Here is a 20,418-nt window from a genome sequence, read left to right on the forward strand (position 1 = left end):
GATGATAGATAAATTTAAAATACAACCGCTTAGGGACTGGGTATTGATAAAGGTGGATGTAGCGGAGGAAAAATCTGAGGAAGGGATTGTCATCTCTGATACAATTAATGGCAATCAGAAATTTCAAAAAGGAATCATACTGGCAATTGGAAATGGTAAAAAAGATAAGCCTATGATTGTAAAGGTTGGAAATCTTGTGTTATTCGGAAAGGATTCAGCAACAGAAGTTTCTATGGAGGGTATTGCTATGTTTATTATTAAAGAATCAAACATCTTTGGTATTATTCGATCAGTCAATTTGGAAGTCATATAAAAAGACCTAATAAGTTTAGTTTTAACTACAATGATGAGCCATACTAGAAGAGAACGTGAAGATTAATAAATAAACCTAAAGATAAAAGGGAGTTTTGTTAGGGTATTTAAAAACAGTTGATTGCACATAAGACTCTTCTAAAATACCATAGTGAGCATATTTTTTATTTTTTTCTACCGCCCAACCAATATTGCCATAGTCAAAATGCCAATATTCTTTATGATCACACACAAAACCTTCATTTTCAAAAAGTTCCATAAGAAACTTTCGGTTTTTCTTTGCTTCTTCACTAATGTCAGGATGTTTGGGGTAACATTTTTCATTTAAATCTATATGTAGTCCATCGTTGGTTCCAAAATCCAATACACATTTCTTTCGTAAATCATAGATCAGGGTATCAACTGCACCTCCAGTTGCATGGGTAGATTGCACTCTTGGCGCAATGAAGTTTGACACTATTTCATTAATTTCTTCTACAGTTTTTTTGGGGTATTTCTTTTTCAAAAAACTGACTTTTTGATTCCATAATTTTTGCTGATGCTCAAATGATCTCCAGGCTGATCTAATAATTAGTTTTTTCCCCTGATTATCCAGAAGTCTACTAATCCGTCCTATTTTTTCGTACACTTCTTTTCTAACTAAATAACGATAGTTTTTTTGAATGGACTTTTCGAATATTAGATTAAAGCCTGAATCCTGAAGACTTATCAATGGCGAGTTATTCTCCATGACAGTCATCATTGAGGTTTTCTTTTTGTGCAACCTGTCTTTTTCTTCTACTATTGTGCAATACTCTTTTGCGGTTATTGGTGTCTTGATGTTTTTAAAAATATAGGATGAATTCATAGCGGTAACTAATGCTCCATATTTTAATGTAAATGACACCTCGTCTCCAACTTTTAAGTCTTCTTTTTTGGCATTGATTATAATGTGATCCCCACCCGCTCCTAGGATTTCAATATCTAATTTTGGGGTTAATCCAGTCACCATTACATCTTGAACCCCCATGGCTAAGATAGCTCGCTTTATCATGCCTTGGTCTTTAAAATTTGGTTTGTTACCAAAAGCGTTAAGACCAATTTCGCCATCTGGTACTGATGATTTGTTTTTCAGTTCGATAACCTCGGCTGTCAACATAAAGGCGTCTTGATAAAGTTTTGGAATCGGCTTTCCGGTTAAAGGTTCATAACCTAAAAATATAGACTCTCCAAGTCTCAAATTATTAATCTTGCCTAAATCTTTTGTAGTATTAAACCAATTATAATTAGCTGAGTTCCCTCCTGAGATTATAGATAGCTTTATGTTGAACTTCTTCTCAATACTATTAGCAATAGAGGATAGTATGTCCATTTTTTCCGCGGTGGGTTTAACTCCGGAAAAGCAGGCAAGATTTGTACCTATACCTTCAAGTTTAATACCTTTTAGAGTCAGTACCTTTTTGATAGTATTTTCTAATTGTGATGGTAATATTCCTTCACGTAAATCTCCTAATTCTATCATGAGTATAATTTTATGAATCTTACGGTGTAGGATAGCATATTCTGAAAGTTTTTTTATTACAGATAACTCAGAATTTAGACTCATATCAGTATCTAATACTACTGATTCTGTTTGACTGATCATTGGGGTTCTAATCAACAAGAAATTTGCTTTGACTCCAGCAATACGCATTTTTTTGATATTTGATATTCTGGAGTCAGCAAGAATTTTAATCCCGCTCTTTACCAAAATATTAGCAATATGAGGATCTGCACAAACTCCTTTAGTAACAGCAATGACGTCTATGCCTTTTGACTGAAAAATAGAGCTTAAAATCTTAGTATTATGAGCAATTTTACTAAGATTAATATCTATTCTTGGGATTGACATAGTAGTGGATTGACACGAATTAAATCAGGAAATATTTCTTGAAGTTTTTCTACTAGCTTACCACAGTCGTTTTTTAGGACATCAGTAACAGGTAATTGATATTTTTCTTCATAAGCCTTTGTTATATCTTCAACTTCTTCGTCATTCATATCTTCGTGATTGATTGTTATTGCAATTACTTTGGATCCGGAGAAGGTTTCTAACATTTTTATTTCACTCTCAAGTGTTGGCATTAGAATATCTGGAAAATCACACCTAGTGCGTCTTTTTGGTGGATGCTGAAGGACAATAGCCTTAGGCATAGCCCCTCGAAGGATTGCACTTGAAGAGGTAAATGCCGGATGACTAAGTGCTCCTTGACCTTCTACTACGATAATATCGGGCTGTTCTTTCATTGCTTCTAGAATAGCATTTTCTACTTCTCCGGTAGCAAAGCCAGAACTTAGAACATCTATGGCAATACCATATTTTGAACCTTGAAGTATTCCTGTTTGGCCTGTAGTTACAAAGATAGCGTTTAAACCTTTATTTTTTAGAGCTTCTACCAATTTAAGCGCGGTGGTTCGCTTACCAACTGCGCAATCTGTTCCGGATATCTTTACTATTGGTATTTGAACATCTCTTATTTTGCCTGTAAAGTGGTGAAGATTTTCTTTCGAAGGTGGTTTTCTTACATCAAAAACAGATACATTATATTTATTTGCAAGCTCCATACAAACTGCATCATCTGAAAGAAACTCTGGTAGTCCGTTTACAATATGCATTCCAGATTTAATGGCTGTGTAAATAACTTTTTTCTCTTTATTATTAAGTAATGGTGCAAGGGGAGCAATCCCGTAGATGAAGTATTCTGGAACGCTGTCTAATATTTCAATCGCTTTATTAAAATTTTGAAATATTGGTATCTCATTTTTAATTCCGTCCAGATACTCTCCGGCATCAAGACCTGATTTGGTGCTATCTATAATCCCAACGATTTTATACTTCCCAGAAAGCCTGACAAGACCATTTGCGACTTTACCATCTAATTTGCCAAATTCATTTTCGCAATAAACTATTGCCGATGTTTTCATAATTTGCATGATTTAAGATAAAAAATAGATTTTGGAATAGTTTAACTTCCTACCAATGCTCTGGCGGTCAAACCTAATTCCCATCTATCAGGGTCATTTTGAAATCCACAGTAATAAACTCCATTAATATATCTTCGAACGATCAGGGAAATGTTAGGGTTGATTTTAGTGAATACGGTATCTCCTATTTTGTATTTACCAATTACCTTATTATCAAGTTTCATATCTACTATATTATAATTTTTTAAATACCTCTTTTAATACAATTTGATCCTTCTAGTCTTATCCTTAAAGTTGTTAAGTTTCTTTAAATCCCGGTGACTATATAAGGACGGAAATAATCGCCGGAACCTAAAGTTTTATTAGTAAATTACTAATAAAAGGAAACAGAAAATGATTCAATGGATTATCTTGTATAATGTCTAATTCGCTCTAAGAATTATTTTTTACTATAGTCTTTTCTTTGAAAAGGAACTGTATAACAAATCTCAATATAAATTCTTCATCGTTTGAATTTTGAAACAACAAAGTGTAAATTGTTAAGGTAAAGATCTTTATAATTAACTGATAAAAGGTTATATAATAGGAGTTGAATGTTACATAAATCACAGTTTTGGGACTATTTGATATTATTGTAGGGAAAGCAATAAAATTTAAGATTTCAAAGCATGGTTTAAAATCACTTATATGTTTTATTAGCTATTCTTTTATCCAAACTGTTCAAAAAATCTTTTATTTTTTAACATACTATTTAGAATTATAAAGTTATAAGTATTGCGTTTTTTTGTTGAAATAAAATATAAACGATGCTCCCTTTTAGAGCATGATTTTATTGCTTATAGGATTTTTATTCTATCCTTAAAATTTAATGTTACTTAATTAGGGTTAGATGTATCTATTGACATAAAAAAGTTTGGATGTAAAATTACTGGTAACTCAGTATTATATCTTTCATTAATCTTATACTCTAAAAATTTGACCAATTCGTCCGCTAACTCTTTCTTAATTAGAATTAAATTATCTTCAGCCCATGATGTTTGAACTAGCCACAAGGAATCATCTATTTTATCAACTGCGAGCAGCAATTCATCATCTTTAGACACTTCAACCTTAAAACCTTTATAAAAATCAACTTCCAATTCTGATATTTTATAATTAAACTCATTCATAATTATTTATCTAAAAGTCATAGTATTATCGGTTTATTGAACTTTATTTATCCTTTGAGTATGGTATTTTTATAATCGATCCACTTTTTAATATTGTCCTTGGATTTTTCGATATTAAAAAAATTCGGTGTTGAACCATCCTCAGCTTTTAAGTCAAGTGTTTCCAAGATATTCCCGATACAAGGTATTGCTAACTCGCTTCCTCTGACGTGCATTACAAAACCATTGATAATCTCGGAATCCCCATATTAAATTCGATAGAAAAAAACTCGTTTTCCAAAATACCCCATGAAGTATCAGAAAAATTCACCATTGGCTCTATCACCTTAATTTTCTTGATTATTTCGGATCGTTTTCCAATGAATTTTGGTTTAAAACTATCCGGAATCTCATCTAATGTTTCATATTTCCCCCAATCTTGTACAAACAAATCCCAACTCATTTTGTTATTTTTTATCTTTTATTTGAACTTTAGTAACGTTTAATGTAAAATACTTTTTAATGCATTTTTACATCTTGTGTGTGCCCAGCATGGGCATCTTTTATCTACCGAAAGGTAACTATTAATCTAGAGGGTGCGAGTCCCTTATGGGCATGGGTAACGCCTTGAACCATTAGTAAGCCGCAAGCTGGTTTACCGTGAGGTATACGGTGAAGGAAGCGGGACTACAAAACTCAGTACAGAGGAACACGAACCGCATACTGAGACTAAGAGACGGGATAAGTAGGCACATCACTGTGAAGTCCAAAATGCTGTTTTTTCATTAGGTGTTGAAATAGTAGATGTGGCAGGGATCGGGGGAAAGAAGATGTCCTTGCCTGGGGGAGGTCTCCTAGTCCACGGGTTGGGTACAAGGAGAAGTAACGCTAAAGACGTTATTTTCAATAAGCAGAAGTCATAGTACCTGTGGGAAACGAACCACGCTGAGAGTGTGGAGGTCTCACAAGCAGGGAAGGACGGAACGGTATACGTTCTAAAATTCGATTAGGAATACTACCCTTGAGGCAGTATAGCCTATTATTAAACTAAGAACTACCTATGAGGGTGGAAAGGGCCTTATGATAATGTATGCCGAACCGCCATATACGAGATCCGCTCTTGGCTTGGCCTGAACTTGATTCAGGATCTGGTGGTGTGAGAGCCTTAACACGGTGAACTATCATCGCGTCGGACTACTCGATTGTACCTCGTTTATTTGAATATTTTTATTAAATTAAAAATATTAGACTCTAGTGCTAGTTTACATCCAGTTTTCCTAACCTGCTCTCTCCATAGCACCCAATCCTTAGATTGAGGATTATTTAGAAAAAAACTCGAGTTTGAACCTGGGCTAAAAATAAAATACTGATAAATATTTCCGTCACGCATTTGAACTCCAAAAGCCGTTCTATTAAATACATCCAACATGTTATTTAAAGTTAAATCTCTTATTTTATCAGTAAAATTTTGTGTTTGTGTATCCGAATAAAAGTCCTCAATATTTCCATCTATATCAGCAGTAAATATACCTTGAATTAGTAGTTCTGGATTCTCAAGTCCTCTAAAGTCAGATTCTTCGAGTTTAATAGAGAATAACCACCATTCCTTTGACATAGGACCCATAAAGTGTTTAACTAGCCAACAGTAGTTAATCTCTTTTTCATTAACTCTCCAATTTAGTTCGTCACGAATTATACATATCCCACTTTCCAGAGTAGGAAGTCCTAATTTAGTTGATAAACTTGAAATTATGTTTTTATCACGCTTATTTATCATTTTCGTTAAATGAGGTAAAACAATCGTTTTATTGAACTTTGATTGTTAATTCTTAAAAATTGTTTTTCAAAATCAGAAAGCCCATTAATATATTTTTGTCTATTTGATCTAAAATCTAAAGCTATAGTTTTTAATTACAATTTTGAAATATAACCTTCATATTTATCATAATAAAATATTTCAATTGGCTTATTGCTATTATAAACAAGTCTTGCATTTTTTTCATCAATTTTTTCAATTGTAACAGCCTTATTCATTTCATCTATTGTTTTAAGATATCCTTTTGTAGACCATTTATTTATGATAGAGAAACCTCCAGAATCAAACAATAAAAATTTCGGGTCTCCAAGATCTCTTGTATCAAGAAGTTTGATATTCAAGTCAGGTTCATAATCTATAAAATCATGTTTGTGAAGTTCTGGTTGATGAAATCTATAAGTACTTTCGGAAAAGCAGTGACTTGCTCCTTGGTTCATAATATATTCATATCCTTCAACTTCTCCTTCTAATACAAAAACATTATCTCTTTTCACCCAAAAGTAAATTCCTCCTTGGCTATGAGATTTCCCAAGAATCAATCCACCCATAGTAGCATCGATTGCTAATCCATTCTTCAAATATTCATCCATTTTTTCCAATGAATATTCCATTTTGTAATAATAAAACATGTTCTTTAATTTATTAGCTTATTCAAGCTTTCTCTAAAGCTCTCTAAATCCCCTTTTACCTTACACGCCCTAATAAGGGTTGAATCAGATTTAAAATATTCGAACAGTAATTTTGATTTATGATAGCATTTATTGTCATTAGTTGTAAAAGCTTTACAAATTGAACCATATGCTGAGTGCTTGGAATCGTTTAATAAATTATTAAATGATTGTTTCCCTTCCAATGAATCAGGGAAGTAACCAATTAAATTCAAATTCATATAACCTGTCATATAAAAATCTATATAAGTTAATGGATTTCTAGAAGTATCTCCTCTTAACTGTAAACCAAATTCGATAAACCCTTTTATTGAATCACTGATTCCTATTCGTTTAATTAATTCATCGTTTAACTATACTATTTTTTAGTTGATTTAGAGGGCTTTAAACTTGGTGTGTTTCCTGGAGTATTTTTATTATCTCTCTGTCTTCTATCGGGTTTTCCTGTGGATTTTGCCTTTCTTTTAGGTCCTGGTTTAAGTGCCATAATCTTCCTATTTTTATAATATTTTACTGAGTTTTTTCAATCTACAATATCTACAAATTATTTATACAATAATTACGGTTTTCCACATTAATGTTTTCTATTACTTATATGGTTTTATTCTGTGTATTAATTTCTTTTAAAAAGAAAAAACCTTAACGGGAGCTAATCCAGATAAGGGGGTAATTTGTATGTTTGTGTTTATTCTAAAATGAAGATTATTATTTTTTCAATTTGCTTTTGCTCCCGAGGAAACATCTTTATAAATATTTTTTTCTTTTACTCCTGCTTTTAATAAAGCATCTATTTGTAAATCAAATTTCTGAGATGGGGTACTTATACGTGCATATCCAAATAACATAATAGTTCATTTAAGTATTAATTGGTAAACTTAGAAAATGAACCGTTTTATTAAACTGGGTAGGTTTTATTCTTATGTTTCTAACTAAAAGTTCAATAAAACCACCAAATAAAACAACAGATAATAATTCCAAGAAATCTATTTAATAAATCATAACATTTCTATTTGTTCTTTTGAAGAAACCTCTGCAGCTCCTATAATATTTTTTGTAAAAATATTGTATTTGATTCCTATAACATCATATCTGTTTTTGGTGGTTACTGCATAATTATTATGAAACGTATCATCAACTTTGATAACTTCAATATTGATCCCGGCATCATATAAAGGAGCTGTTCCCCCTCGTATTGTTTTTTGAGTAGTCCGTTGGAAAATGACAATAAAAATAGTATTGGGGTATTCTTTTCGTAATCGGTCAAAATCTTGTGATAGTAAGCCTGTTTTATTCCAGCTGTCAATAATAATTACATCAAAGACACCAGCAGGACTTGCAATAGTATTATAACCATTAGGAAGTCGATCCGCTCTGAAAATACGATTCCTATTTCTGTGGACTTAGGTATTCTATACATTCCTGTTTCTCAAAATGTGGAAAACCTTCCTTAAAAGGGTTAAGTAACCTAAAAATTAACGTTGTTTACACCTATCTTTTTGGGTTAGTTAACTATCGATTTAGAATAAATAAAATCTGAATTTTGGTATAAGAAATTATTCATTCTATAATCCAAAGATATCCTTATGGTTGAAAGTACAAGGGCTAACCTTCCATTTTCATGAGAAATGGTGGGATTGAGGAAAACACCACCAAGTAAAATATCAAAACATATTCTCCGAGCTTTAAAACAACAACTTTATTCAATGCGATAGTGAGTTAGAAAAGTGTATATATAAACCGCCAAAACTCTTCACAAAATCAACAGAGCAAGGTATAATAAATATCATTATGACTAATAAAGCCTTTAAAAGCATTCCATTTGCAATGCTATTGTTAGCAATTACTTTTTCATGTAGTGAAAAAGAAGAAACTATTGACGATCAAACCGATAGTAAAAACAACCCGGTAATTACAACAGGGAAACTTCACAATGAAGGATTGGCATATGTTTATGAAAAAAGCTTATTAAATCAACACTATAATTCAGATAGTGATATGAACGAACAAGTGATCCAAGATGGTTTAATGTTTTTGCATTCCAACAATGAAATCATTAATTCAAATGTTATTGACGAAATGTTTGTTTCACATTACAATGGGACTGAAGAAACTGTACTATCTGAACCTTTACAGATTGAATTACAGAAGCTGATTGATTATATAGACCAAGCGATAACAGAAACTGATGAAAATGGAGGTCAGGAAATATTTGAATACTCGCAAAGCATCATCAATACTCCACCAGATCAATTAAATGAAATTGAAAGAATAGCTTGGCAACATGCGGTTGATGTAATGGGCTATTCTGCACAATATTGGTATGAACATTTTGGAGACTGGAAAGATGAAACAAATTTAAAAGGAGAATTTTCTATAGCATTAAAAGGTCCTAGAAAGGGATGGTGGAAAAAGTTTTGGAAAAAAGTTAAAAAAGTCGTGGTATCGGATTTGAGTGGTACTGCCCAGGGTGCAGTCGAAGGGCTTATCAGAGGAGGAAATAGACAAGAAGTTTTAACTTCAGCGTTAGCGACTGGAGTTGGGTCGTCTATTGGAGCAGCCATTAAGAATTAGTTTTTTTATATGTTGTGCTTTCTAAGTTAATCAGTTTAGAAAGCACAGTATTGGTTTACAGGATATAACAAGACAATATTTTATGCAAACTCCTATTTATATTAATGTTGACAATGGAATTGCATATATAAATCTTACTTGTTTACAAAAATGTTTACAGGGATTACAGCACTCGAATACCATTTTTGTATTTCGCAATTTCCTTTCCTTTTGGGAGGTTTTCATAGATAATTGCAGTCTCCCATGTCCCTCTAAAACGAAACATCAGCATCTTTTCTAATCGTCGTATTCCAAGAGCCTCGTTGGGTTTCGCTCGTTTATGGCTTTTATCTAAGGAATAAAACGTTCTGGATTCCCCATCATGAAAATATACAATACATTTAAAAAGTGCGGTATTGGCTAGATTAGGAGCGATCATTTTGTAGTAGGTTTTAAAAGAGTCCGTTGTAAACTTTTCTCATAAGCGCGTAGTAGTGCATCGTCTTTGAAGGTAGATAAGCGTTGCTGTTGTATCCTAAAAAGCTGTAAACGACTTTTATGCTTGTGCCTTCCTTTTCCCTGGTTGTGATCTTCCCATTCTTTTTCGGTGTTCTGGATCAGGATTTGATTACGAATGGATTTTTTAAGCAATTCCTGCCTGATAAACCATTCGTAGGTTTTATTAAACCCATTGCGCTTGTTTTCAGGATAGAAATACAGATGCGGTGGGGCAATCCATCGATTCGGATTGCGCTCCAGGTATCGGGCTACCATATCCACCCGTTTGTACAAGATATCCTGATAGCCTTTCCAGTCCTCTTTGCTACCTTTGATTTTGAATTTTCGATACACCGAGGCCCAGATGTGATTGAGGATTTCGGTTTCTTCAGGCTCGCTTAAGAGCAGCTCTGCAAACAGAACCAACTTCGCATAGCTCCAGAAATCCCGCACCAATTGCAATAAAAAAGCCGACTCTGACTCTTTTTGAGACGATTTTTTCGCGCCCCGGGTTTGTTTTTTTGAGTCAGAAGTTCGGCTTTCCCTCGTGTTCATGTCTTGTTCATGTCCTGTTCCTGTAACGGAGTTATTTTTGGTCCTGTGAGCCGATAGGCGAACTCCTTTCTTTGAAGTTATCAAGGTATCCACACTGCTATTATTATTTTTTTGTTCTTGTTGTTCATGAACTAATGGGGGTAAATTTTTCACTTTATGCTCAGAAACAGCTTGTATCTGTTCAAGTACAGGTTGCATATCCACATGGGGTGTTGATATCTTTTTTGGAGCAAATATCTGTGGGTTGATCCAGAGTTCTATCCCTGTTTTCCCTCTGTGGACCTCTTCGATAATAAAGCCTGAAGCTTTTAAACGTTCTTTATGATTAATGATCGTTCGAACCGTACATCCTTTACAGGACGCTAAGCTCGGATTAAAGGTTTTAAACCCCGGGAGGGAGGTACTGACATCTTCTCCTAAAGAAATGGCTTTATTGAGTTGTTGGGCGTATAGGCGAGTGATCAATTCTGCTGTAGCCCTGTGATTAGCATTCAACCGTTCTGTTAATCGATCATGCTGCTCATTGTATCGGTCTATAAATACTTTTGTAGCTTTAAAAATGCTCCCAAAATCATAATGGGGACGTAAAGGGGCTGTATCGTTGGTATTCATATGCATATTTTTTAAGTGTTGGGTACGATTAGGTAATTTTTTGACCATTGAGATAGGCGATAATACTTTTCTTGGAATATAGTTTTCGTCTACCGTGTTGATAGTATTCTATGATTTTCTGATCCCTAAGGGCATAAAGCCTGGTCTTACTCTTTAAGCCCATCAACTTCAAGGCTTCCTTTGTGGTCAAGAACTCTTTTTCTTCTTCTGCGTTGGCGATCGCTTCTTTATGTTTTTCTTCAATAACCTTGTACATAAGGGTCATAGTTTCTTCCATGAGTTTGTAATAGGTTTCTTTTTCAAATACAATGACTTCCATTGTGCTATATATTTAATACTGTTCTACAAGTTTGAAAAGAGTGAAGAAAGGCACGTTATTTACTGGTTGCAGTCTTTAAAAAATGGATCCTACTGCAATTATATATCCCGAACTTGATCTTTCGGGATTCACCTTTCAACAGCTCCGGAATAAAGAAAACAAAAAAACAAACGTGAATGTAATGCGCAGGGGTTGCGCAACCCTTTGAAAAATCAAGTTAAATAATTGAATATGAATTATTTAAGTATTTAGTGCCAGTTCACTAAATGACACTAAATGACAGAAAAAAAAATTATGATCTATAAAAAAACGCTGGGAACCCCAGTAAAATGGTTAAAGACCGCACTGAAATGCAACCCCTATAAATACTGGGGGTTTCAGAGGTTGTTAAAAAATTAACACTTGCAAGCTGTATTTTGATGATGAAAGTAGTCAGAACAAAAGCAAAATATAATATCAAGAAGGGTTCAATATCAAACAGAATGACAGCGTAGGTGTTTCCATATCTTTTCTGAATTTTGAGCGGTCCGATTAATCCAGTATATCCATTAAGAACAAAAGAAAATACGTCTTTATGATAATTTTTTAGCGGGAAGCTGAAGCTTTTAGTTTTTGAAGGGTATTAAGCATTCTAATTAATACCCGTTCTACATTTTCAAGAGTAGTATCAGAACTGGAGTAAAACTCATTTTTAATACTATGTTCTGAAATATCGGTATTGTCCCTTGAAGTATAGATTTGTGAGAGAAACTTAAAATATTGCTGCTTGTTATCCTTTATATTGATCACTTTTATTTGAGAAAACAATCGTCCCAACAAGGCTATTTCAGGAATGCTTAGGTTCACTCTTCTTTTGACAACTTTAGAATCGACAACTTCTCTAACATCAATATTAGACCCTGAAACTTTCTTGCCATTCCACTGTTCAATTTCTAAGGTTTGATAGAATACTTCAATCTGTTGGCTAATAAAGTTTAGTGAGTCAAAAAAACTTGCTAAACTTTTTTACAGCTTTTCTTAAAATAAGACCTGGAAAGCAAAAGAATATTGCTCAGTAGGGTAGGGTGCAAACAATCACATATTTTACATATCCAAATCCCTTATAAAAATATTAGGATTCTTTAATATTTACAAGTAAATAAAGAAAAACCATTCTTTTGGTTAATGAAATAGATCTTTACAGAAGTAAATAAATGTTGACTTTTTAATTCTTTGCTACTTTTCTGTTGAAGTAGTATTAGATATAATTAATTATCAATAAGGACTACGCCAAATTTGATTTTTGTATTTTCCTAATCGTTTTAATGATTCGGAGTTGTCCTTATTCTTCAAAATTTTAAATTCCCAAACTTCATCAACAATCTCACACCCTTTTACCTTTGCCATGAATACTTTTACATCATAGTTATAATTGGATTGTAAATAAAAGCTATACGGTTTATAGCCTACAAATGCAATCTCAACTTTCTTAGGAATTTCCGATTTTTTAAATGTAAAAGAAACAAATCCATCTTTATTTGAAGATTGAGTCATTTCTTGTTTCTTGTCAATAATCACATTAGCGTAAGGGATTGCTTGACTGCTATCTAAGTCCAAAACTTTAATATTAAAAGTAATGAAATCTTTATCGGTTTTAGACCTTTCCGTATTGTGGTAGTCTCCAAAACTGGCATTTGTTAAATCAAAATTAAGAAATAATGTATTATTGTCTTTTGTATAATGACCCACCCCAAAATCAGAACCCAAGTCTCCAATACTACAGGGACCTTCATATATAAAATAGTCACCTTCAAAGGTTATACAATTTTCTGTAGTTTCTACTCCATATTGAAGGCAATATTTACCCTTAATATCTTGAGCTACCATAGTTGATCCTAAATTTAGGATCGCCAAAAGAAATATCGTTTTAAGGACATTTATTACCTTTTGCTCCAGATTTTGCTTCGCGTTCATTTTGTATAATGTTTTGTATTTCTCGTTTTTCTAACTCTGGTAATGCTTGATATGCACTTGATGTTTCTTCTATAGGCATTTCATTGGGAGGTAAAGTGATTGCTTTCTTGTATTTTGATCTAAATTATAGTTTACAAATTAGAAGATATACAATTGACTCAATTATCAAATTATAAATTATAAGTCTTAGAGTTTCATCAAAAATCACAAAATTCCTTTCTAAATTCTTCTAATACTAAAACCCATCTATGATCAATAGGGGTGTCGTATTTACAAAACTTTTGGATTAACCCTTTGGGCATATCATACTTATACTCTATTTGGGTAATATTAATAAAAGGAGCCATTTCCTTAAACCATTGGGCTGTAGATTTATGCTCCTTATTAATATAAGGGTTCTGGTTTGTGTTTGATACTTCCCAGGGGAGCTTTAATAGCTTCTTTAGTTCTTCTAGTCGTTCTAATTGATGTTCAGGGATAGAGATGTATTCTTTTGCTGCATATCTACCTCCTTGAGAAGTCAACCAATCTTTATCTGAATCAGATATATCTTCCCCCTTAAGAATTGCATTTTTAATGTTATAATAGTAGTAATTAAAAATGCTGTTTCCTTTCTTGATTATTATATCCCGCCAACTGAAACCGAGGAGTTCTGTAAGATCATCTAATTGCCTTTGTTGTTGAATACTTAAACTCTTAGGGTTTCTTTTAAAAATACGTTTTTTGGATTTTAACCACTCGAATTGATTTGAATCAGGAGCACCATTATTAAAAATGGTCAGCTTAATTTCTTCAATTCGTTTTTTAAAACTCAGTAATTTTTTACCATTACTTTTTTTAAAGCTTCTCCAATCATACCCCAATAAAGGTATAAGTTCATCTAATTTTTCAATTTTATAAGGTGTTATTGGATCTATACCGCCTTCTTTTTGATGACTGAGCCTTTGTAAGCGTAACCATTGTTTTTGTGTGGTTGTTAAAGGATGATCAAATTCTAGATTTGTTTTGATCACTTTATACTTTTCATCAAAACGGTCCTGATAGTATTTCTGTTTTCTGTTTGTAGTCATAAGAGAGTGAATGTTCTACAGAACAAAAATAAAAAAGATGCTCTATATCAGATCAATTTAAACAACGCTAAACCAACAATTTTTATATGGTTTTAGGCTATTCTCAAATTATTATGTTTATAAAATCAATGCGATTTAATTGTTATAAATATTCCAAGTACCTTTATCAAAATCTACTTCATGTATTCTGATTTGCATATTAGGAACTAGTTTTTTGCCAAGATTAAGACGTAATATTTTAATGAGTTTTACACATATCCTATATCCAATAAAGCTTTTGATACCACTAAACATCTGTCCATTTTTTGCCCAATAATACATTTAAACTATCTAGTTTTATGATTTCAATTTCAGAAAAATCTTTCTTGTTCTCCAAAAAAAGATTTGCCTGAAATTGAAGCCATTTTTTTTGGGTTTTACTAATTCCGAGTTCTTTAGACAAAGAAATAGCAATAGAAGCGATCTTAAAATCAAATGTCCTTTTATCATCAATGATCAAATTCTGATCAGTTCCTAATTGCTCATTGAGGCTTTGCAGCTTTTTTAAGGTTTCTGGTGATACAGTTGACTGTTCATCGTCAAAAGTTATCCCTCGGGTTTTTAAAAACCGTAATTGTGCTTTTGTAATAGGTTTTTTTGAATGTATTATTTTTTTAAGAAATTCATCTAATTCTCTTTCTTTTTTATAAATGCGCCAATCATAAGAAAGATAAGGTGTTAGTTCATTAAGTGCTTTTAATTCATTTTTGGAATAGGTAACGATTAGATTTCTATAGTTTCTACGAATCTTAATTAACCAACTTTTATTATATGAAGAAAGGTTTTCTTTAGCTTTTAATGTTGTTTTTATTTCTTTGGCACGTTCTAATATTGATTTTGGCTCTTGTACTCCTTTTTGATAATGATTCCAAGGTTGATCCAGATACGGATTCAAAGAATCCAAAAGTTTTATATCGCTCGTTGAAAAAGAATTGGGATCCTTGGCATATTTCTTTTTTGCTCTAAAAAGAAAAGATCTAAGACGTTGCGTAATCTCTTTGTCTTTTTTTAAAAGATTGATCAATATGGTTACACTTTCTTCTATAGTTCTTATTTTTGGTTTCGGTTTTGTCATTAATTTCCAATCATAGCCTAATATCGGGATTAAATTATCCAAGGATTTTTTTATCTCCTTATTAAAACTATCTGGATGATTACGATATTTAGTGCTTTGTCTTCTAAGCCACAAAAGTTAGGTGTTTGTTATCTTTTTTCCTTCTGTTATCCTTTTTTTGATCGATTTGACATAATAAGAATAATGTTTTTTTGGGATAGGGTTACCTTTTTTTTCTTTCCAATCAAATCCTAAACTTTTATTTAATGTATCTAATAATACTATTTTCTTAGGGTCATATTTTTCAGAATCTTTTATAAACAGTCGCTGTTGCGTATTGAGCCATTTGACTTGTTTTGGAGTTAAATCTATATTGGCTTCTAAGCTTTTTTGAATATGATCAACATGATTTGCAAAAGGAATTGGTTGTGATCGTTCATACTTATTTATCTTCCAGTCATATCCCAACATCGGAATTAATGAATCCAATGCATTAATTCTTTTTTTGGTCATCAATCGATGTTGTCCTTTATAATATTCTTTTTGGCGAGCCAACCATGATTTTTGACGACTATTCAATTTTTGATTGTTAGAAAGTTTACTTAAAACTTCGCTAAACTGTTTATCAAAACTCTTTGATTTGGCAGCTTTGACTAAGTATTCTTTCCAATCATATCCCAGAAGATTATTTAAAGAATTTAGTATTTCTTCATGCGTTTTATCAAATTCATCAGGGCTATTATGATATTGCTTTCTCTTATTTCTAAGCCATTGTTTTTGCGGCAGAGATAAAGGTTGATTTGAATGCAAAGATTGCGTAATTATGGCGATGTGATCGTCAAAAGATTTGATAGTAGTGGGTACTTCTATAAGAGTATCCCGCCAATCATAGCCTAGCAGTGGTATGAGTTGATCCATTTTTGTAATCTCGTTACTACTTAAGCCTTTGGAGGTTCTGTTAAACTTTGTCCTTATGTGTTTGATCCATAATTTATCACGGGCATTAAGTTTTCTTTCTTTTTCTAATTTTTTTTGAACCTCTTTATGCCGCTCAGAAAACGATTTTCTAGGATTTTTTATATCTTTTTGATACTCTTTCCAGTCATAACCTAATAATGGTATTAATTCATCTAATAAGGCAACATGAACTTCAGTTATTTTTCTAGGCTCAGCAAGATACTCTCTGCGTTTGCGTAATATCCAGTTTTTTTGAGATCTTGACAACATCAACCCTTTGGATAATATGTTTTTATACTCTTCGATTCGCTGCTCAAAAAATGTGTCGGTATCTTTTTTCATTAAAATTCTATTCCTTCAACTAATATATTGTAATCCTTCTCAGTCTAACTTCGGCATATTATGACGATAGCTTTTCAAAAGTTTAAACGTTTACTTTTCTTTTTGGATGAACACCTAGTCTGCATCTAAATTCTGGATGCAAAATTGAATAGATGGTATATTCTAACAGGTCACTATTCATGTCAAAATCTCTCTCTCTTAGTTTCTCTGATATGTTTAATTAACGATGGAGTAGTTGAAATCAAAACAACTAAAAATATAGCAGCTGTTATAATTCTATTCCATTCTAAAGTGTTATATTTTTGTACAATAAAGCATAGGTACAGATAATAAGAAGTTACTATAATTCCACCTGAATACATTACAGGTAATATAAAAAAAGAAAACAAAGCAGATGCAAATGTTTCTGGAGAAATAGTAGTTCCAAAAGCATACATTAATGCATAAATATTTACAAAAATCATAAAGAAACAAAAAAATAAACCTACACCTCGCATAGCTGTAGCAGCTAGTGAAACTAAATATAATTTATTTGCAGAAGTATCATAGACCACTTCTTCTGTATCTCCAATAATAGGTTTTGTAGAGCTACCTAGATTAAGTTTCTGAATAACTTCTTGATTATCTCCAACAATTGCTTTTACAATAGGATAATACATCGTCTTTTCTTCATGGGTCTTTTTATCTTCTTCAATTCTGATTTCGATATCAATAATTTCTGCTTGAAACGATTCATTTTTACTAGTTAAACGAAACTCTTTGATAATAGCTGGAACACCAAGAAATGGTATCAGTAAAAAGAAAAATAAGACCCCAGAGATGAAGATAAAAGAGATGACCCAAGACAAATCAAGGATTTCAGAATTATGCCTTCTTTTACTTGCTTTATATCCTATAAAAAATGAATATAATGTAAAGCAAGGTATAACTATTAAAAAAAGTATTGCGCTATCTATATCCATTTTTGAATTATTGATCTATTCTACAGGGTTCAACAATTTTTCTTCTCTATAAATATTAGCAGCTAGTTTCAAAGATTTTGAACCTTTAGGTTTGTAGAAGAATAAATATAGTTCTTGTTCTATCTTAGGGATTATTCCTTTTTCATACATATTAAAATGTTCTACATCGACAAGCATCCCATCTACAAGCTTATCCAGATCTTTCTCATATCTTATTGATAATGCACTTTCACTATAAAATTTCGTACTATCACTTTTCTTTTCTAAGGTTACTAACTTGCCATTTGCATAAAATTTTAGTGTATAGTTCTCATCTAATTTTGGTTGCGATTTAAAAAAGAATGGGTGAAGACGTTTTATGTCTAATTTATAACCTAATCTGTTCTTTTTTTCTTTTGTTGCGTAAACTGATTGTGCTTCATCTTGAAAAACAGGTTTGTATAATTCTAATAATTTATCTAAATCTCCTTCCTCATACAAATGCATTATCTCTTTGTAAATCGCTAAAACCTCTTGCTCGATATTTTTCTGTTCTTGTAAATTGACTGATTCAGACCAATCTATTTGTCTTTTGTAAGGAGGTAATTTAGCTTGAAAAGTGAAACTACCATTATAGAAATTGTTTCCAATATATTCTTTGGATTCTTCATCTTCCTTTTGTGTAAGTAAAGGTTCAAAAAGAAAGATTTCTTTAGAGTCATTAAGTCCATTATAACTTTTAATACTGATATCATTTATGTCATAATTTTCAAAAGACTTTTTATTTAATGGTATCATACGATAGGTAACCTTGTGAATAGATTTAGATCCCATCGCATGATTAAGACTGAATTTTTTAAAACGCAAGTAGTATTTGTTGTCGTCTATTCCATAACGGTTTACTATGGGAGTGTCGTTCACTCTTACTTCATATTTTGCGCCAGGAGCAAAAACAGCTAGGTCAAAAACGGGTTCTTCTGGATAGTGTTTTACATTTTCTACTATTGTATCTACATACGTATTTATTTTTATAGCTATTTTTTCTTCTTCAGTTTGTGAGCAAGAGAGAAACAAAGATGCAGCAAGGGCATGAAAAATTGATAACCTTACTACTCTTTTTACTTTCATTATCATTATTTTCTTATAGAGGTTATTACAGCTTTTGTCAATATATTCTGGTAGTAAAAAATTAATCGCTTTATGATTTGAAGTTGTTTCTTATTCATGAATTCGGTTTAGAAAAGGAATTCTATGCCATTTTAATTTACTTAGAACTTTTTCACTTTTAGTGGATTGAAATTGATTTTATAAATTCTCCATTCTTGTAAAGGTATTTTTTTTGCTCCTTTCCCTTGTTATCATATTCTATTACATACCCTTCTAATTTTCCATTTCTAATGGTCTCTTGTCTTTCTAAAGTTCCATTTTCTCTATAATAAGTAAAGTCTCCATCAACAAATGTGTCTCCATCTGGAAGATTTTTGAAAAAACCGTCTGTTCTAATATTTCCTGTCTCATAATATTTTTTATAAGGTCCATATTTTGAGCCATCATTTTTATAGGTAGTTAACTCCTTTAACTGTCCGTTGTCATAAAACTTTTTGTGTAAACCTATTTTTGTATTATCACTTAAAGTATACTCTTCTTCTATTTTACCATTTTCAAAGAAATACTCGTAATTACCATCAATTAATTTATTGTTTTTAAATATTTTTTTGTGCCATAATTGACCATTCTCATAATATTTAATTATGTACCCATTTCGGCCGTTGTCACGATAACGTATTTCTTCTACTTTGCCATTTTTATAAAACGAATATTGTGTAGTTTCCTCTTTGATAGAATCCTTAGTTATTTTGGTATAGGTGTAATGGGTAGAATCAGACAATACTTTATCACGATCAAAACCCTTTTCCCAAATTAATTCATTGTTGTCAAAATGCCTGATAGTTTCTACAATACCATCATCATAATACTCTTTCCACTCGCCATGAGCTATTCCATCTTCCCAAAGAGAAATACTTTTTACTTCCCCTGTTTTATAAAATTCTTTTTCCGTTCCTTGTTTTTCTCCATTGTTATAATGGACTATAAACTCTAATACACCATCGCGATTATAGCCTTTATATTCACCTTGTTTTAGACTATTTTTATATTGCCCTGTTTCTCTTATAGTAATACCATCTGAATAATATTCTATATGCTCCCCATTAGGAAAAATGGCGATTATCATTTTCTTACCATTTTCATGAAACACTTCCCAAGTTCCTATTTGGTTCCCATTATTGTCAAAAACCCCTACACGCTTGATCTGTTTGTTTTTGTAAAACCATTGCCATTTCCCTATTGGGATGGTATCATTTATAATTTTTCCTTTTTTGGAAACTTCTCCATTTTTATGATAAACAACCATTTTTCCGTTTCGATACCCATTAGAATAGGGGATTGAAGCTCTTAAATTTCCATTTTCGTGATATTCACGCCAAGTACCTTCTTTTTTGTCGTTCTTATATTCTCCATCTTCTTTAATTTGTCCGTTGCTATAAAACTCTCTTTTTGGTTCTTGAGAGCAGGAACAAAAAAAACTGAAAACCAATAATACAATTGTTATTCGATAATACAGAGACATGATTAATTATAA

25 protein-coding genes are annotated in these 20,418 nt (G+C 32.1%); 2 read left to right on the plus strand and 23 right to left on the minus strand.

The window, feature by feature from the left end:
* Nucleotide 1: 1 nt before the first annotated feature.
* Entirely contained in the window at nt 2-313 is a 312-nt protein-coding gene (locus FHK87_RS07425; protein WP_226294135.1) for a co-chaperone GroES, read from the plus strand.
* A gap of 75 nt (nt 314-388) precedes the next feature.
* On the opposite strand, the gene FHK87_RS07430 is transcribed toward FHK87_RS07425, so the two are convergent.
* The 10 genes from FHK87_RS07430 to FHK87_RS07465 all read right to left on the minus strand — a co-directional run bounded on the left by FHK87_RS07430 (nt 389) and on the right by FHK87_RS07465 (nt 7,732).
* A complete protein-coding gene (locus FHK87_RS07430) occupies nt 389-2,182 on the minus strand; it encodes an alanine racemase (RefSeq protein ID WP_140592047.1) in 1,794 nt (597 codons plus the stop codon).
* On the minus strand, nt 2,164-3,255 hold the full coding sequence (locus tag FHK87_RS07435; RefSeq protein ID WP_226294136.1) for a DUF1611 domain-containing protein: 1,092 nt from the start codon (nt 3,253-3,255) through the stop codon (nt 2,164-2,166). The genes FHK87_RS07430 and FHK87_RS07435 overlap by 19 nt, the downstream gene beginning before the upstream one ends.
* Before the next feature lie 41 nt (nt 3,256-3,296).
* Nucleotides 3,297-3,479 carry a hypothetical protein gene (locus tag FHK87_RS07440; RefSeq protein ID WP_140592049.1) on the minus strand — a complete coding sequence of 61 codons (183 nt, stop codon included), beginning with the start codon at nt 3,477-3,479 and terminating at the stop codon, nt 3,297-3,299.
* A gap of 651 nt (nt 3,480-4,130) precedes the next feature.
* Complete coding sequence (locus tag FHK87_RS07445; protein WP_140592050.1) at nt 4,131-4,424, minus strand: hypothetical protein; 294 nt, start codon at nt 4,422-4,424, stop codon at nt 4,131-4,133.
* A 47-nt stretch (nt 4,425-4,471) separates the two neighbouring features.
* A complete protein-coding gene (locus FHK87_RS26120; RefSeq protein ID WP_226294137.1) occupies nt 4,472-4,639 on the minus strand; it encodes a hypothetical protein in 168 nt (55 codons plus the stop codon).
* Complete coding sequence (locus FHK87_RS07450; RefSeq protein ID WP_140592051.1) at nt 4,639-4,866, minus strand: hypothetical protein; 228 nt, start codon at nt 4,864-4,866, stop codon at nt 4,639-4,641. The genes FHK87_RS26120 and FHK87_RS07450 overlap by 1 nt, the downstream gene beginning before the upstream one ends.
* 750 nt (nt 4,867-5,616) lie before the next feature.
* On the minus strand, nt 5,617-6,180 hold the full coding sequence (locus FHK87_RS07455; protein WP_140592052.1) for a hypothetical protein: 564 nt from the start codon (nt 6,178-6,180) through the stop codon (nt 5,617-5,619).
* Nucleotides 6,181-6,314: 134 nt separating this feature from the next.
* Nucleotides 6,315-6,830, minus strand: a complete 516-nt coding sequence (locus FHK87_RS07460) for a hypothetical protein (protein WP_140592053.1) — start codon at nt 6,828-6,830, stop codon at nt 6,315-6,317.
* Nucleotides 6,831-7,245: 415 nt separating this feature from the next.
* Nucleotides 7,246-7,374 carry a hypothetical protein gene (locus tag FHK87_RS26515; protein ID WP_262711247.1) on the minus strand — a complete coding sequence of 43 codons (129 nt, stop codon included), beginning with the start codon at nt 7,372-7,374 and terminating at the stop codon, nt 7,246-7,248.
* A gap of 226 nt (nt 7,375-7,600) precedes the next feature.
* Nucleotides 7,601-7,732, minus strand: a complete 132-nt coding sequence (locus FHK87_RS07465; protein WP_140592054.1) for a recombinase family protein — start codon at nt 7,730-7,732, stop codon at nt 7,601-7,603.
* A gap of 943 nt (nt 7,733-8,675) precedes the next feature.
* Here FHK87_RS07465 and FHK87_RS07475 point away from each other — a divergent pair.
* Nucleotides 8,676-9,458, plus strand: a complete 783-nt coding sequence (locus tag FHK87_RS07475; RefSeq protein ID WP_140592055.1) for a hypothetical protein — start codon at nt 8,676-8,678, stop codon at nt 9,456-9,458.
* Nucleotides 9,459-9,621: 163 nt separating this feature from the next.
* Here the strand turns inward: FHK87_RS07475 and FHK87_RS07480 are convergent, their stop codons facing one another.
* The 13 genes from FHK87_RS07480 to FHK87_RS07535 form a co-directional block, all read right to left on the minus strand.
* A complete protein-coding gene (locus tag FHK87_RS07480) occupies nt 9,622-9,876 on the minus strand; it encodes a hypothetical protein (RefSeq protein ID WP_140592056.1) in 255 nt (84 codons plus the stop codon).
* On the minus strand, nt 9,873-11,102 hold the full coding sequence (locus tag FHK87_RS07485) for a hypothetical protein (RefSeq protein ID WP_140592057.1): 1,230 nt from the start codon (nt 11,100-11,102) through the stop codon (nt 9,873-9,875). Before FHK87_RS07485 ends, FHK87_RS07480 begins: the two co-directional genes overlap by 4 nt.
* Nucleotides 11,103-11,130: 28 nt before the next feature.
* Nucleotides 11,131-11,421 carry a helix-turn-helix domain-containing protein gene (locus tag FHK87_RS07490; protein ID WP_140592058.1) on the minus strand — a complete coding sequence of 97 codons (291 nt, stop codon included), beginning with the start codon at nt 11,419-11,421 and terminating at the stop codon, nt 11,131-11,133.
* 585 nt (nt 11,422-12,006) lie between these two features.
* Complete coding sequence (locus tag FHK87_RS07495) at nt 12,007-12,267, minus strand: hypothetical protein (RefSeq protein WP_140592059.1); 261 nt, start codon at nt 12,265-12,267, stop codon at nt 12,007-12,009.
* 408 nt (nt 12,268-12,675) lie between these two features.
* A complete protein-coding gene (locus FHK87_RS07500; RefSeq protein WP_226294138.1) occupies nt 12,676-13,374 on the minus strand; it encodes a carboxypeptidase-like regulatory domain-containing protein in 699 nt (232 codons plus the stop codon).
* Nucleotides 13,328-13,453, minus strand: coding sequence for a hypothetical protein (locus FHK87_RS26520; RefSeq protein ID WP_262711248.1), 126 nt, complete (start codon nt 13,451-13,453; stop codon nt 13,328-13,330). The genes FHK87_RS07500 and FHK87_RS26520 overlap by 47 nt, the downstream gene beginning before the upstream one ends.
* Before the next feature lie 118 nt (nt 13,454-13,571).
* Entirely contained in the window at nt 13,572-14,444 is an 873-nt protein-coding gene (locus FHK87_RS07505; RefSeq protein WP_140592061.1) for a hypothetical protein, read from the minus strand.
* Nucleotides 14,445-14,579: 135 nt separating this feature from the next.
* Complete coding sequence (locus tag FHK87_RS07510; RefSeq protein ID WP_140592062.1) at nt 14,580-14,765, minus strand: hypothetical protein; 186 nt, start codon at nt 14,763-14,765, stop codon at nt 14,580-14,582.
* Nucleotides 14,731-15,672, minus strand: a complete 942-nt coding sequence (locus FHK87_RS07515) for a hypothetical protein (protein ID WP_140592063.1) — start codon at nt 15,670-15,672, stop codon at nt 14,731-14,733. The genes FHK87_RS07510 and FHK87_RS07515 overlap by 35 nt, the downstream gene beginning before the upstream one ends.
* Before the next feature lie 3 nt (nt 15,673-15,675).
* Nucleotides 15,676-16,836 carry a hypothetical protein gene (locus tag FHK87_RS07520; RefSeq protein ID WP_140592064.1) on the minus strand — a complete coding sequence of 387 codons (1,161 nt, stop codon included), beginning with the start codon at nt 16,834-16,836 and terminating at the stop codon, nt 15,676-15,678.
* Nucleotides 16,837-17,018: 182 nt separating this feature from the next.
* Nucleotides 17,019-17,798 (minus strand): hypothetical protein, encoded by a 780-nt coding sequence (locus FHK87_RS07525; RefSeq protein ID WP_140592065.1) that lies wholly within the window; start codon nt 17,796-17,798, stop codon nt 17,019-17,021.
* Nucleotides 17,799-17,813: 15 nt separating this feature from the next.
* On the minus strand, nt 17,814-18,905 hold the full coding sequence (locus FHK87_RS07530) for a hypothetical protein (RefSeq protein ID WP_140592066.1): 1,092 nt from the start codon (nt 18,903-18,905) through the stop codon (nt 17,814-17,816).
* Between the two features lie 157 nt (nt 18,906-19,062).
* On the minus strand, nt 19,063-20,406 hold the full coding sequence (locus FHK87_RS07535) for a toxin-antitoxin system YwqK family antitoxin (protein WP_140592067.1): 1,344 nt from the start codon (nt 20,404-20,406) through the stop codon (nt 19,063-19,065).
* Between the last annotated feature and the right edge of the window lie 12 nt (nt 20,407-20,418).

This window comes from Aquimarina algicola (genome assembly GCF_006443095.1).
In the GTDB taxonomy this organism is placed as follows: Bacteria; Bacteroidota; Bacteroidia; order Flavobacteriales; family Flavobacteriaceae; genus Aquimarina; species Aquimarina algicola.

Bases quoted from the DNA above. Each gene is read 5' to 3' on its own strand.
- FHK87_RS07485 (WP_140592057.1), bottom strand. From the start codon at position 11,102: ATGAATACCAACGATACAGCCCCTTTACGTCCCCATTATGATTTTGGG.
- FHK87_RS07510 (WP_140592062.1), bottom strand. From the start codon at position 14,765: ATGTATTATTGGGCAAAAAATGGACAGATGTTTAGTGGTATCAAAAGC.
- FHK87_RS07450 (WP_140592051.1), bottom strand. From the start codon at position 4,866: ATGAGTTGGGATTTGTTTGTACAAGATTGGGGGAAATATGAAACATTA.
- FHK87_RS07430 (WP_140592047.1), bottom strand. From the start codon at position 2,182: ATGTCAATCCCAAGAATAGATATTAATCTTAGTAAAATTGCTCATAAT.
- FHK87_RS07425 (WP_226294135.1), top strand. From the start codon at position 2: ATGATAGATAAATTTAAAATACAACCGCTTAGGGACTGGGTATTGATA.
- FHK87_RS07535 (WP_140592067.1), bottom strand. From the start codon at position 20,406: ATGTCTCTGTATTATCGAATAACAATTGTATTATTGGTTTTCAGTTTT.
- FHK87_RS07505 (WP_140592061.1), bottom strand. From the start codon at position 14,444: ATGACTACAAACAGAAAACAGAAATACTATCAGGACCGTTTTGATGAA.
- FHK87_RS07460 (WP_140592053.1), bottom strand. From the start codon at position 6,830: ATGGAATATTCATTGGAAAAAATGGATGAATATTTGAAGAATGGATTA.
- FHK87_RS26515 (WP_262711247.1), bottom strand. From the start codon at position 7,374: ATGGCACTTAAACCAGGACCTAAAAGAAAGGCAAAATCCACAGGAAAA.
- FHK87_RS07520 (WP_140592064.1), bottom strand. From the start codon at position 16,836: ATGAAAAAAGATACCGACACATTTTTTGAGCAGCGAATCGAAGAGTAT.
- FHK87_RS07440 (WP_140592049.1), bottom strand. From the start codon at position 3,479: ATGAAACTTGATAATAAGGTAATTGGTAAATACAAAATAGGAGATACC.
- FHK87_RS26520 (WP_262711248.1), bottom strand. From the start codon at position 13,453: ATGCCTATAGAAGAAACATCAAGTGCATATCAAGCATTACCAGAGTTA.
- FHK87_RS07490 (WP_140592058.1), bottom strand. From the start codon at position 11,421: ATGGAAGTCATTGTATTTGAAAAAGAAACCTATTACAAACTCATGGAA.
- FHK87_RS07455 (WP_140592052.1), bottom strand. From the start codon at position 6,180: ATGATAAATAAGCGTGATAAAAACATAATTTCAAGTTTATCAACTAAA.
- FHK87_RS07500 (WP_226294138.1), bottom strand. From the start codon at position 13,374: ATGAACGCGAAGCAAAATCTGGAGCAAAAGGTAATAAATGTCCTTAAA.
- FHK87_RS07480 (WP_140592056.1), bottom strand. From the start codon at position 9,876: ATGATCGCTCCTAATCTAGCCAATACCGCACTTTTTAAATGTATTGTA.
- FHK87_RS26120 (WP_226294137.1), bottom strand. From the start codon at position 4,639: ATGCACGTCAGAGGAAGCGAGTTAGCAATACCTTGTATCGGGAATATC.
- FHK87_RS07525 (WP_140592065.1), bottom strand. From the start codon at position 17,798: ATGGATATAGATAGCGCAATACTTTTTTTAATAGTTATACCTTGCTTT.
- FHK87_RS07445 (WP_140592050.1), bottom strand. From the start codon at position 4,424: ATGAATGAGTTTAATTATAAAATATCAGAATTGGAAGTTGATTTTTAT.
- FHK87_RS07465 (WP_140592054.1), bottom strand. From the start codon at position 7,732: ATGTTATTTGGATATGCACGTATAAGTACCCCATCTCAGAAATTTGAT.
- FHK87_RS07530 (WP_140592066.1), bottom strand. From the start codon at position 18,905: ATGAAAGTAAAAAGAGTAGTAAGGTTATCAATTTTTCATGCCCTTGCT.
- FHK87_RS07435 (WP_226294136.1), bottom strand. From the start codon at position 3,255: ATGAAAACATCGGCAATAGTTTATTGCGAAAATGAATTTGGCAAATTA.
- FHK87_RS07475 (WP_140592055.1), top strand. From the start codon at position 8,676: ATGACTAATAAAGCCTTTAAAAGCATTCCATTTGCAATGCTATTGTTA.